This is a genomic window from Cnuella takakiae (assembly GCF_001953305.1).
GTDB lineage: Bacteria > Bacteroidota > Bacteroidia > Chitinophagales > Chitinophagaceae > Flavisolibacter > Flavisolibacter takakiae.
In genome coordinates this window covers 5,427,123-5,439,960 of record NZ_MTFE01000010.1, presented here as the reverse complement: position 1 = coordinate 5,439,960, position 12,838 = coordinate 5,427,123, and the positions used below count along the sequence as shown (strand labels likewise).

Here is a 12,838-nt window from a genome sequence, read left to right as displayed (position 1 = left end):
CCCGTGTATTTTGGCGGTACCCCGCCAGCAGCCAACCTGGGTGAAACCGTGGTGCGGGGCTATGAGGCGGAAGTTAAGTTTAATAAAAGCTTCAACAGGAATGTGCGGCTGTGGGGTAATGTGGCCATCACCCATGCCAAAGACCGCACCATCTTCAGGGACGATCCCCAGTTGCTGGACGAATACCTGAAGCAGGCCGGTTTCCAGATCGGGCAAACAAGATCGCATGTGCGTTCGGGTTACTACAATAACTGGGATGAGGTCTACGGCAGCACCCGCCTCGACCAGAACGATAACAACAAGTTCCCCGGCCATTTCAACCTGATTGATTACAACGGCGATGGCGTGATCAACAACTTCGATAACGTGCCTTTTGGATACCCCTCAAGGCCACAGAATACCTATACGGCAAGCGTTGGTTTGGATTATAAGCGCTTTGCTGTCTTTGTTCAGTTTTATGGCGTAAACAACGTAACCCGCGAGCTTACCCAAACCAACTTCAATGCAAGGCTCAATACCGTGTTCAACCAGGGTGATTACTGGGATAGAGACAACCAGGACGCCAGGGGCCCGATGCCCAGGTGGAAATCCCTGTCGTACGGGCCTGCATACGGCGACTTCTTCCAGTACGACGGTTCCTACCTGCGCTTGAAGACTGCTGAAATATCCTATACCCTGAACCCCGATTGGGTGAAGCGTGCAGGTGTGCAGTCGATGCGGTTTTTTGTCAACGGCAACAACCTTACGTTCTGGAGCAAGTTGCCCGACGACCGCGAAGGAAACGTAGGCAACAGCAACACTTCCGGCCAGGGTGCTTATCCCACTGTTCGCCGCATCAACTTCGGATTCAACCTCAGTTTATAATACTTACAATAGCACAGTATGAAAATGTCTAGAAAATTAGCGTTGTCTGTAAGTGCGCTGCTCATCGTCTTCGGGCTTGCATCCTGTAAGAAATATTTGGACAGGCCCATGGCTGCCAATATTTCTGAGCAGGACGTGTTTACGAATTTCAGGAGTTTCCAGGGCTTCACAGAAGAATTATATCATGCGCTGCCGGATATGACCAAGTCCACCTGGAACAATGAGTGGAACATGGGCGATGATATCCTGTCCACCACCAATGCCAACTACCGCATCAATGCAGAATTTGACAATGGCAACTACCGGGCCTGGCAAACCGGTGGCGGCGGCTGGGACAATAGCTGGCTCGATGATAATGGTTCCGGCCCTAACAACCTTGGCACCGATCCGCAGCGAAAGGGATTATGGCCCCTGAGCTGGTACGGCATACGCAAAGCCAATGTTGGCCTGGCTAACCTTGATAAACTCGTGAACGCTACTGAGGAAGAGAAAAATGTGATCAAAGGACAACTCCTGTTCTTCCGTGGTTTCTTCCATTTCCAGTTGATGAGTTTTTGGGGCGGGCTCCCTTATATCGATACGGTGTTGTCCAGTTCGGCAAAGCTGGACCTGCCCAGGTTGAATTACCGGGAAACTGCACTCAAAGCAGCGAAGGATTTTGAAGATGCCGCTGCTTTATTGCCAGCCAATTGGGACAACTCGCCTGTAGGCCAACTGACCCTTGGGTTGAACAAAATGCGCGTAACATCGGGCGTGGCGCTTAGCTACAAAGGCAAAAACCTGTTGTATGCTGCCAGCCCCATGCAGAACCAGCAGTCGACAGGTAACAACAGTTACGACGCCGAATTGTGCAAGCAGGCAGCCGATGCATTTGCAAGGGTGCTGAAAACTTCATCGGAGCCTGGCGGCAGTGGTGCCGCGCAGTATAAATTACTGCCCTGGGACAGGTGGAGTGAAAACGTGTTTACCATTTCACCCGACGGAAGGCACCCCGGTTTTCCCGAAGTTATTTTTGGCCCTCCAACTTATGAGTCCTGGCGTTCGCGCTGGTCGCTGGTGAACATGTTTATCCCACCACCGCTGGGTGGCGAAGCAGGTATTTCTTCTCCTGCAGCCAACTATGTGGCCTACTTCGGTATGGCCAATGGCCTGCCACTCGATGCGGCGGGTTCGGGCTACAATGCTGGCGATCCCTGGAGTAACCGGGATCCCCGTTTCTACAAATCAATCACCTTCGATGGGGTACGCATGATACGGGGTACCGCTAATGCCGCTTATCGTTTCGCTGAGCTCTTTAATGGCGGTAACCTGCGCCTGGAAAACACCGCAAGCCGTTCCGGTTACCTGGTGCGCAAGTTTGTAACCGACGGCTGCAACAACGTTGACAACGAATGGAATAATATCAATATCGTGGTTCCGTACCTGCGTTTGGCCGATGTGTACCTGATGTACGCCGAAGCAGTATTGCAGGGGTACGGCACACCGCAAAGCAGTGTACCTGGTAGCATCACCGCAGTAGAAGCGGTAAACAGGGTAAGGGCCAGAGCTAATGTTCCGGTTGTGGATGCCCGTTACCTTGCTTCTAAAGATGCGTTTATGGAAGAACTGATGCGGGAGCGTGCGGTGGAGCTGGCCTTTGAAGGCCTGCGCTGGCACGACCTCCGCCGCTGGAATGTAGCCGACCAGGTGAAGTACCGCAACAAAACTGTGATCGACTTTGATCGCGGTTCCGATGGCAAGCCGATTAACTTAAAAGAACGCGTGGTGGTAACCCGGGTTTTTGAAAAGAAACACAACTGGCTGCCTTTGCCCAATAACCAGGTAAACCTTTATCCCACATTTGGCCAAAATGAAGGGTGGTAATCCATTCTGTTGGCCTGTATTGCATGCCGGGCGCAAAGCCTTCCGGCATGCAATAAATGAAACAATCATAAAACGAATCTAATGAAGTACATCAGGATATGGATGGTGGCGCTTTGTGCGGTATTTACTTTCTCACTGACTTCAATGGCGCAGACGGTTCAGCAAGTAACTGTTGTATCTGTTGTACAGGATGAGCGGGGCAACCCTGTTTCAGGAGCGCTTGTTTCCGCTGATAACGGTAAGGTGAGCGCCTACACCGATGCATCCGGGAAGTTTTCTATTTCAATACCATCAGATGCTGTTGTGTTATTGAATGCCAAGGGATTTAAAATGCAAACCCTGCGGGCAAATGCAATTCCAAACCGGATTAACCTTGCTGCTGAAGGCAGCGGCCAGGGTGTGTATGTTCCTTTTGGTAAAGTGGCCAGGCAGGATCTGACCGGCGCCGTTAGCGTGCTCAACCCCGAAACCTATATCGACAAAGATTTTAACCTCACGGTAGAGGGTGGGATGAACGGCCGGGTAGCCGGCATGTTGTGGAGTAACAATATCTGGGGTTTTGGTGATGCCATGGTATATATCGACGGTGTTCGCCGCGAGTTCAGCGATATCACGTTGCCCGAGGTGCAGCAAATCACCGTGCTGAAAGGGGCCAATGCGGTGGCTCTCTATGGCACCCAGGCAGCCAAGGGCGTTATCCTGATTACCTCGAAAAAAGGGGAGGCCAACAAGCAGCAGATTTCGCTGCGCGTAAACACCGGTGTTGCCCAACCAAGGGCCTTGCCCAGGTTCCTCAACTCGGCCGATTACATGACCTATTTCAATGAAGCGCGCCGCAACGATGGCCTGCCCGAGCAATTTTCGGCGGAGACCATCCAGAACCACCGCACCGGCAACTCTTTCCGCTACCCCAGTGTAGATTACTACTCCGACAAGTTTCTAAAAAAGTTCCAGAATGCAACGGATGCGAATGCCGAATTTTCTGGCGGTTCCGCTAATGCGCGGTTCTACTCCAATGTAGGCTGGAGTACCAGCTCGGGCCTGCTGAAAGTGGGTGAAGGCGCCAACGAGAACGACAACCGGTTGAACGTACGGGGTAATGTGGATATGAAACTGAATAACCGCATTTCCAGCTCGGTGTACGTTTCCGCCATTTTCCGCGAGTCGCGCAGGGGCCGAACCAACTACTGGGGCAATGCCGCTTCCCTGCTGCCCAACCGCTTTACACCGCTCATTCCCATCAACCTGATTTCGCCTGCCAATAAAGCTGCCCTTGGTATGGTGCAGGCCAGCCGCAATATCCTGGAGGGGCAGTACCTGCTAGGTGGTTTGCAGAGCTTCCAAAACAATCCCATTGCCGACCTCTATTCTGCCGGCTACGACCGCAATATCCAGCGCGTGTTGCAGGTGACCAACGAGATCAATGCCGACCTGGGCGGGGTAGTAAAAGGGCTTTCTTTCCATACCCTGTTCAACCTCGATTACCGCAACTCTTACCTGCAGTCGATCAACAATACCTACGCGGTATACCAGCCTACCTGGAATGCTACTTCAGATACCATCACCGGCCTGCAGAAGTTTGGCGAAGACACCCGCCCCGGTACCGAAAACATCAACAATACCGCGCAGCGCCAGAACAACAGTTTCGCTGCATGGTTTGGATACGATCAATCGATTGGCGGCGTGCATAATATTGCTGCCAAGCTGCTCGGGTACACTTCTTCTATTTCGGTAAACGATGTGTACCAGCCCATCACGGCATCTCACCTGGGCTTGCAGGCATCCTACAACTTCAAGCACCGTTACTGGGCCGATTTCACAGGCACCTATGCCAACTCAACCCGCCTGCCCGACGGCAACCGCACCGGTTTTTCGCCCACGGTAAGTTTGGGATGGTTGCTGAGTTCGGAAAACTTTCTGGCCCGTTCCAAAGCCGTTAACTACCTGAAGCTGTCTGCATCCGCAGGCATCATCAACACCGACCTGGATATTAGGAGGAACAATGCCGATGCGTTTTTCATCTACGACAATATCTATGGCCGGGGCGCCAACTATGTGTGGAACGACGGTGTAGCAGGTTCCAACCAAACCACTACTTCCACCTTTGGCGGCAATCCCAACCTGACCTTCCCCAAAAGAAGGGAGCTCAACGCTACACTGGAAGGGGCTTTCTTCAACGACCTGATTGCGCTGCAGGCCACTGTTTTCAAAAGCGAAATGGCCGGGCAGCTAACCCAGCGTTTTTCGCTGTACCCCAACTATTTCAACACCTTCATTCCTTTTGATAACTACAACACCGATCAGCGCAGCGGTTTCGACCTGATGCTGAACGTGAACAGGAAAGTGGGTGATGTTGAACTAAGCCTGGGTACAAACACAACCTACGCCACATCCAAAGTGGTAACGCGCGATGAGCTGTTTTTGGATGCTTATCAAAACAGGGCCGGCAAGCCTGTGGATGCGATCTTCGGTTTGAAGAACAATGGCTTTTTCAACAACCAAAGTGATGTTGATAACAGTGCAAGACAGTTGTTCAGCACCGTACGCGCCGGCGATATCAGGTATGCCGACCAGAACGGCGACAAGGTGATCGACAACCGAGATGAAGTAATGATCGGCCGGTTCACCGCACCGCTCACTTACGGCATCAACCTGAGTGTAGGCTACAAAAACCTCAACCTGTTTGTGCTGGGTACCGGCAACCAGGGAGGTTATGGCATCAAAAACAACAACTACTTCTGGGTAAGCGGCGACTTGAAGTATTCGGAAGTGGTAACCAACCGCTGGACCGAGAGTACCAAGGCTACGGCTACCTTCCCCCGTTTGAGTTCGCAGCAGAGCAACAACAATTTCCGCACTTCGGATTTCTGGATTTACAAAACCGACCGGTTCAACCTGAGCAAGGTTCAGCTGACCTACACGTTGCCGCAAAGTGTTTTCGGTAAGTCGTTTGTAAACGGGCTGCTGTTTTATGTGTCTGGTTCCAACCTGTATACCTTCTCTAAGAACCGTGCAATACTGGACCTCTCGGTTGCAGGCACGCCGCAAATGAGAAGCTATCAGGCCGGTGTCAGGGCTAAATTTTAAGGTATAATCTCACGAAGTAAAATGATAAGCATGTGTAAAAAATTACTGCTACTCATTGTAGTTGGAATAGTGCTGGTAAGTTGCAAAAAGAACCTGGAGCCTCAATTCGATAATCACCGTACCCTGCAGGGCATTTATGCCGATGCCGGGTATGCGGAAGGGGTGTTGATGAATGCCTATACAAGGATTCCTACCAACAATTTTTCTTTTAACGAAGTAGCTACCGATGATGCGGTAACCAACGATAAGTTCAGCCCCCTGCTCAATATGGCAACGGGCTCCTGGTCGGCCGCCATCAACCCCGTGGATCAGTGGAACAATTCTTATTCCGCTATCCTGTACCTGAATCTCTTCCTGCGCGAAGTGGATAGCGTTAACTGGGCGCCCATGAGCAGCAAGAATGTGCGCACTATGTTTACCGACCGCCTCAAAGGTGAAGCCTACGGGTTGCGGGCGCTGTTCCTGTATCACCTGCTGCAATCGCATGGTGGCATTGGCTCGGGTGGCCAGTTGCTGGGTGTGCCCATCATTACAGAGGCACTCGAACCCAATTCCGATTTCCGGAAGCCCCGTGCTACGTTCGACCAGTGTATCCAGCAGATAAATACCGACCTTACAGAGGCCGAAAAGTACCTGCCCCTCGATTACCTGTTCCAGGACATCACCAACCCCACCCAGCTGCCGGCCAAATACGCGGGCATGGCAACGGGTGATTACAACCGGGTGTTTGGCAGGTTTGCCAGGCAGCGTATATCGGGCCGTATCGTAAAAGCCATCCGCGCAAAGGCCGCCTTGCTGGCCGCAAGCCCCGCATTCAACCCGCAGTCGGCGCAAGACAAATGGGAGGCCGCAGCCAATTTCGCGGGTGAGGTGCTGACGCTGAACGGAGGCCTCAGCGGGCTGGATCCCCAGGGTGCCTTGTATTATACTGCCAATAATGTCAATCTACTCAATACCAATCCCAGCTCCGGTTCGCCCATAGAACAAAGGGAGATGTTGTGGCGAGGAAATATCGTCAATACCAACAACCTCGAGGTAGATAACTATCCGCCTACGCTTTTTGGTAATGGACGTGTCAATCCCACCCAAAACCTGGTGGATGCATTCCCGATGGTCAATGGTTTTCCCATCGACCATCCTTCCAGCGGTTATGTTGCTTCCAACCCATACGCCAACCGCGACCCCCGGCTGCACAACTACATCGTGGTGGACAATGCCAGCATGCGCGGTGCGGTAATCCGTACCAAATCGGATGCACCCACCAACGATGCCGTGGATTTTCTGCCCACCTCCACCCGTACGGGGTATTACCTGCGTAAGCTGCTCAATGAAACCGTAAATGCAAACCCTACGGCGCGTACCACCCAAAGGCATTACCCGGTGCATATCCGGTATACCGAAATATTCCTGATCTATGCAGAGGCTGCCAATGAAGCATGGGGCCCCAACGGCACCGGAACATTTGGTTTCTCGGCCCGCGATGTGATTGCTGCCATTCGCAGGAGGGCAGGTATCGCACAACCCGACAACTTTCTGGCTTCCGTGGGTTCCAAAGAAGCCATGCGCGAGCTGATCCGGAATGAAAGAAGGCTGGAGCTGAGCTTCGAAGGTTTCCGCTTCTGGGATCTGCGCCGTTGGAAGCAGAACCTGAACGAGCCGGCAAAAGGTGTGAACATTAACAACAATGTGTTTGCCATCAAAACAGTGGAAGAAAGACGCTATACCAACGATATGTTTTATGGTCCCATTCCGCAGTTGGAGGCACTGAAAGCAAACCTGGAACAAAACAGGGGTTGGTAACACCTGAACGCAATTTTATACGCATTAAACCGAAACGATGAAACGAGTTTTTTTAATAGGCATATTGTTATCCGCCCTACTTGCTGCCTGTAATAAAGAGAATGAATTCCCCGACTACAAGTACTCCACGGTGTATTTCGCTTACCAGTCGCCGATCCGTACCCTGGTACTGGGCGAAGATGTGTTTGACAATACCCTGGACAACCAGCGTAAGATCCAGATCATGGCTTCCATGGGTGGGGTGTACGAAAACAATAAGGATGTAACCCTCGACGTGGTCATTGATAATGCGCTGGCCCAGGGGTTGAAGTTCGACCCCAACAACGGTGGCGGTGATGTGGTGGCCATGCCAAGCAACTATTATGTGTTGCCCCAAAACATGAAGATCACCATCCCTGCAGGTAAAGTGATGGGTGGCCTTGAAGTGCAGCTGACCGATGCATTTTTTGCTGATCCCCGGTCGGTACGCAACACCTTTGTGATCCCGGTGCGCATCACAAAAGTTGCCAATGCTGATTCGATATTGCGTGGTACCAGTGCAAAGACCGGCGCCGACCCCCGCAAGGCCGGCGACTGGAACGTTGCGCCTAAAGACTATGTGTTGTATGCAGTGAAATACATCAATCCTTACCACAGCGCCTACCTGCGCAGGGGCGTTGCCGTAGTGAAAGGTAATAACGGCAATACTGCTTTGGACACTACCGTGGTGTACCGCAACGAGTTTGTGGAAAGAGACCAGGTAGTGAACCTGTTTACCAGGTCGCTTACCCAGGATACAACCTTGTTGAGTTCCAGGAACAAGGGCAATATCAGTGTACCCTTCCAGCTGCTGCTCAATTTTGATGCTGCCGGCAAGTGCACCGTTTCCGCTCCCGACGCTGCGCTCTACACCGTTTCGGGTGGTGGCCAGTTCACCAAGAAAGGCGATATGTGGGGTAACGAAAAAAGAGATGTGTTGCACCTGAAATACCAGGTTGATTTTGGCACCACCACCCACAGCATTACCGATACCCTGGTGGTGCGGGATAGGGGGGTAAAGTTTGAAACCTTTGCACCCACTGTTCTGTAGTAACCGGTGAAATTTTCCTGACTAATAATTCTGGTCAATACAATCGTTTATCAATAATCAGTCTGCTGTTTCTACAGCGGACTTTTTATTTTCTTTTTCCGTTATTGCGCAAAACGCACTTTGTGGCAAAGCACCATGATAAACTGTTAGCTGCGCATGCTATTTATCACTGCTCCTTTTCCATGTTATTTACAATCAACCTTTTCAACCAACACCAAAAAACAATACAATGAAGTACAGCTCTGGCCGCAACAGGAACAGGTACATGCGCCTGCTGATTTGTGCCGCAGGCTTTTGCCTGGGCATGCAGGCAAAAGCGCAGGATCCGAACTTTTATATTTTCCTTTCCTTCGGGCAATCCAATATGGAAGGCAATGCAAAGTTTGAGGCACAGGATACCACCGTGAACCCACGGTTTAAAGTGCTGGAAGCCGTTGACTGTCCCAACTTAGGGCGGGAGCGGGACAAATGGTATACGGCGGTACCTCCTTTAAGCCGTTGCCGCACCGGTATCACGCCTGCCGATTATTTTGGCCGCACACTGGTTGCCAGCCTGCCCGAAAATATCAGGGTGGGTATCATCAATGTATCGGTGGGTGGTTGCAAGATTGAATTGTTTGAAAAGAATAATTACCAAACCTATACCGCCACAGCCCCTTCGTGGATGGTGGGTATGATCAACGAGTACGGGGGCAACCCCTATGGCCGTTTGGTAGAACTGGCCAGACAGGCTCAAAAGGAGGGCGTGATCAAGGGCATCCTCCTGCACCAGGGCGAATCCAATACCGGAGATACCAGCTGGCCGCGCAAGGTAAAAGGCGTATACGATCAGCTGCTGGGCGACCTGAACCTAAAAGCTGGCTCGGTGCCCCTGCTGGCAGGTGAACTGGTGCATGCCGACCAGGGCGGCCGCTGTGCCAGTATGAACCCCATTATTGGCCGCTTGCCGGAGGTGATTCCTGCCGCACATGTCATTCCATCCAACGGCTGTACTGCGGCCGCCGATAAGCTGCACTTCGATGCTGCCGGTTACCGCGAGCTGGGTAAACGTTATGGTGCAAAAATGCTGTCGCTGTTGGGGTATGCTGTTAAGGGTGGTGAGTAAAGAAGTAATTATGTAATCCAATTTGCCTGCCGCGATGAACTGCATTCCGGTACCGGTTATGCAGTGATTGATGACCGTTAAACAATAGTCGCTTACATTTCAACATTCGAGCCACCTCAGGGTTGCAACTAACGCTACTTTCCGTTTTTGATGGCAAGCTGGTATGGGTTGATTTTGATAGGAACACGGATGGAACGGATACAACAGATTGGAACGGATATCCGTTTTCATCCGTTCTATCTATTCAATCCGTGTTCCCATCCCGTTAGCCTAACAGCGGTAGTCCGCTACCAATTTCTTACTAGAACGTTTGTATCAGCAATCCTGATTGCCCCAATTTTACCTGATGAAAAAAATCACCCTTCGCTTTTTTATAGCGCTTACTGCATGGCTGTTGCTCAGCACCACCGTGCAGGCGCAGGGCGCCCGCAACCCGCTGATCTTTGCCGATGTGCCGGATCTGTCCATGATACGTGTGGGAGATACTTACTACATGAGTAGTACCACTATGCACATGAGTCCTGGTGTGCCCATCATGAAATCGAAAGACCTGGTGAACTGGCAGCTGATAGGCTATGCACATGACACCCTTGCCAGCATGGATGAACTGAATTTAGAAAACGGCAAGAGCACCTATGGCCGCGGCTCCTGGGCCAGCAGCATCCGCTACCACAAAGGCACTTACTATGTAACCACCTTTGCGCAAACCACCGGCAAGACCCACATCTTTACTACAAAAAATATTGAAAAAGGCCCCTGGAAACATACCGCTTTCCGGCCCAGCCTCCATGACCATTCGCTCTTTTTTGACGACGACGGCAAAGTGTGTATGCTGTATGGAGCCGGCAAACTCACGTTGGTAGAACTGAATGAAGACCTGTCGGGTATCAAACCCGGCGGCTTCAATAAAACGGTAATTGAAAATGCAAGCCTTCCTGCCGGCGACAACATTATGCTGGGTGCCGAAGGATCGCAGCTGTTTAAAGTAAAAGGCAAGTATTACCTCTTCAACATCACCTGGCCGCGTGGCGGGATGCGCACCGTTGTTATCCACCGCGCTGATAAAATAACCGGTCCCTATGAAGGTCGTTTGGGACTGGCCGATTTGGGCGTGGCACAGGGCGGCTTGATTGATATGCCCGATGGCCGTTGGTATGCCTACCTGTTCCGAGACTTTGGTGCCGTGGGCCGCATTCCCTACCTGGTGCCGGTAGCGTGGAAAGATGGCTGGCCTGTGCTGGGTGTGGACGGCAAGGTGCCCGAAACGCTGGATCTGCCTGCCAGCAAAGGACTTATTCCGGGCCTGGTGGCCTCCGACGAATTTGCCCGTAAAAGGGGCGATGCTGCCCTTCCGCTGGTGTGGCAATGGAATCATAACCCCGACAATCGTTTGTGGTCGCTAACGGCCCGTAAAGGCTTTATGCGGCTAACCACCGGCCGGGTGGATACATCCTTTTTGCTGGCCCGCAATACGCTTACCCAGCGCACCATTGGCCCGCAGAGCACCGGCGCCATTGCGCTTGATGTTAGCGGCATGAAAGACGGCGACTTTGCCGGCCTGGGCCTGCTCCAGAAAAACTACGGCCAGCTGGGGGTGCAGGTTGTTGGCAACCAGAAGTTCCTGGTGATGATCGATGCCGGCAGCGGGCAGCCCCTCGAGTCGGCCCGTATTCCTTTAACCCAAAATACGGTGCACCTGAAAGCGGCATGTGATTTTGAAGAAAGAAAGGATACCGCCCATTTTTACTACAGCCTCGATGGCAAACAGTGGCAGCCCATTGGCACGCAGCTGAAGATGTCGTACACCCTGCCGCATTTTATGGGTTACCGTTTTGCCCTGTTCAATTATGCCGGTAAAACAGCTGGCGGCCATGCCGACTTTGATTATTTCCGAATTACTAATACCATAACCAATAGCACACCCAAATAACCAATCATTCGCAAACAAGAACCACTTTAGTATGAATAATCTTGCCAAATGGATTTTAGCTGCCGCTGTGCCGGCCATGCTGGTACAGTGCACTGCCAGCAAGCAGTTGAACAACAATTCCGCCAGTGCTGCCAAAGGGTTGAAGGACTATTACAAGGATTACTTCCTGGTAGGTGCTGCCGTTACGCCGCGCCAGCTGACGGGTGAGGACTCCGCATTGATCGTAGACCACTTCAACAGCATCACCGCTGAAAATGCCATGAAGATGGGGCCCATCCATCCAGCGGAAAAAGAGTATTTCTGGAAGGATGCCGATGCCATTGCCGACTTCGCCAATAAACACAAGATCAAGATGCGCGGCCACACCCTGCTCTGGCATGCGCAGGCACCCAACTGGATGTTTAAAGATGATGCCGGTAATGCCGTTTCCAAGGAGGTATTGCTGCAGCGTTTGAAAAGCCATATCACCACGGTAGTGAACCGCTACAAGGACCGGGTGTACGGCTGGGACGTGGTGAACGAAGCCATTGACGATAACGACACCGTGTTTTACCGCAACACGCAGTGGTATAAGATCTGCGGCGAGGAGTTTTTAGCCAAAGCATTTGAATATGCCCATGCCGCCGATCCCAAGGCTGTTTTGTTTTACAACGATTACAATACCGAGAACCCCAAAAAGCGGGAGAAGATCTTCCAGATGGTAAAGCGCCTGAAGGAAGCCGGCGTACCCATACATGCCGTGGGGCTGCAGGGCCACTGGTCCATCAACAACCCTTCGCGTGAAGAGCTCACAAAATCCATCCAGATGTTTTCGGGACTGGGCCTTGATGTACAGGTGACCGAGCTCGATGTATCGGTATATGCTGGCCGCCAGGGCGGGCAGCTGATCAACGGCCGCCGTGATACCACCAGCACCTTCACGCCTGAGATGGAAGAGGCGCAAAGAGAAAAATACAAGATGATCTTTGATGTATTCCGCGAGCAGAAAGGCAAGGTCAGCGGCATCACTTTCTGGAACCTCAGCGACCGCTACACCTGGCTGGATGGCAGGGGCCGTAAAAACTACCCCTTGTTGTTTGATGTCAACCGCAAACCCAAGAAAGTATTCTACGACGTAGTG

General features: G+C 52.0%; 7 protein-coding genes and 1 pseudogene. All 8 read left to right on the top strand.

Features of this window, described 5'->3' with window-relative positions; translation table 11 throughout:
- Positions 1-864 (top strand): annotated as a pseudogene (locus tag BUE76_RS24950) (SusC/RagA family TonB-linked outer membrane protein); the annotation flags it as partial.
- Positions 865-888: 24 nt separating this feature from the next.
- Positions 889-2,727, top strand: coding sequence for a RagB/SusD family nutrient uptake outer membrane protein (locus BUE76_RS23160; protein WP_216820722.1), 1,839 nt, complete (start codon positions 889-891; stop codon positions 2,725-2,727).
- Positions 2,728-2,808: 81 nt separating this feature from the next.
- Entirely contained in the window at positions 2,809-5,814 is a 3,006-nt protein-coding gene (locus BUE76_RS23155; RefSeq protein ID WP_073038896.1) for a SusC/RagA family TonB-linked outer membrane protein, read from the top strand.
- A gap of 30 nt (positions 5,815-5,844) precedes the next feature.
- On the top strand, positions 5,845-7,614 hold the full coding sequence (locus BUE76_RS23150) for a RagB/SusD family nutrient uptake outer membrane protein (protein ID WP_073038894.1): 1,770 nt from the start codon (positions 5,845-5,847) through the stop codon (positions 7,612-7,614).
- Positions 7,615-7,651: 37 nt separating this feature from the next.
- Positions 7,652-8,683: a DUF5627 domain-containing protein gene (locus BUE76_RS23145; RefSeq protein ID WP_073038892.1), complete on the top strand. Its 1,032-nt coding sequence runs from the start codon at positions 7,652-7,654 to the stop codon at positions 8,681-8,683.
- Between the two features lie 229 nt (positions 8,684-8,912).
- Positions 8,913-9,788, top strand: coding sequence for a sialate O-acetylesterase (locus BUE76_RS23140; protein ID WP_245798232.1), 876 nt, complete (start codon positions 8,913-8,915; stop codon positions 9,786-9,788).
- A 346-nt stretch (positions 9,789-10,134) separates the two neighbouring features.
- Positions 10,135-11,718 carry a glycoside hydrolase family 43 protein gene (locus BUE76_RS23135; protein WP_073039440.1) on the top strand — a complete coding sequence of 528 codons (1,584 nt, stop codon included), beginning with the start codon at positions 10,135-10,137 and terminating at the stop codon, positions 11,716-11,718.
- A 31-nt stretch (positions 11,719-11,749) separates the two neighbouring features.
- On the top strand, positions 11,750-12,838 hold a 1,089-nt coding region (locus BUE76_RS23130), incomplete at its 3' end, for an endo-1,4-beta-xylanase (protein ID WP_076026768.1).

Excerpts from the sequence above, each read along its gene's own strand:
- BUE76_RS23145 (WP_073038892.1), top strand. The coding sequence starts at position 7,652 with ATGAAACGAGTTTTTTTAATAGGCATATTGTTATCCGCCCTACTTGCT.
- BUE76_RS23135 (WP_073039440.1), top strand. The coding sequence starts at position 10,135 with ATGAAAAAAATCACCCTTCGCTTTTTTATAGCGCTTACTGCATGGCTG.
- BUE76_RS23155 (WP_073038896.1), top strand. The coding sequence starts at position 2,809 with ATGAAGTACATCAGGATATGGATGGTGGCGCTTTGTGCGGTATTTACT.
- BUE76_RS23140 (WP_245798232.1), top strand. The coding sequence starts at position 8,913 with ATGAAGTACAGCTCTGGCCGCAACAGGAACAGGTACATGCGCCTGCTG.
- BUE76_RS23160 (WP_216820722.1), top strand. The coding sequence starts at position 889 with ATGTCTAGAAAATTAGCGTTGTCTGTAAGTGCGCTGCTCATCGTCTTC.
- BUE76_RS23150 (WP_073038894.1), top strand. The coding sequence starts at position 5,845 with ATGTGTAAAAAATTACTGCTACTCATTGTAGTTGGAATAGTGCTGGTA.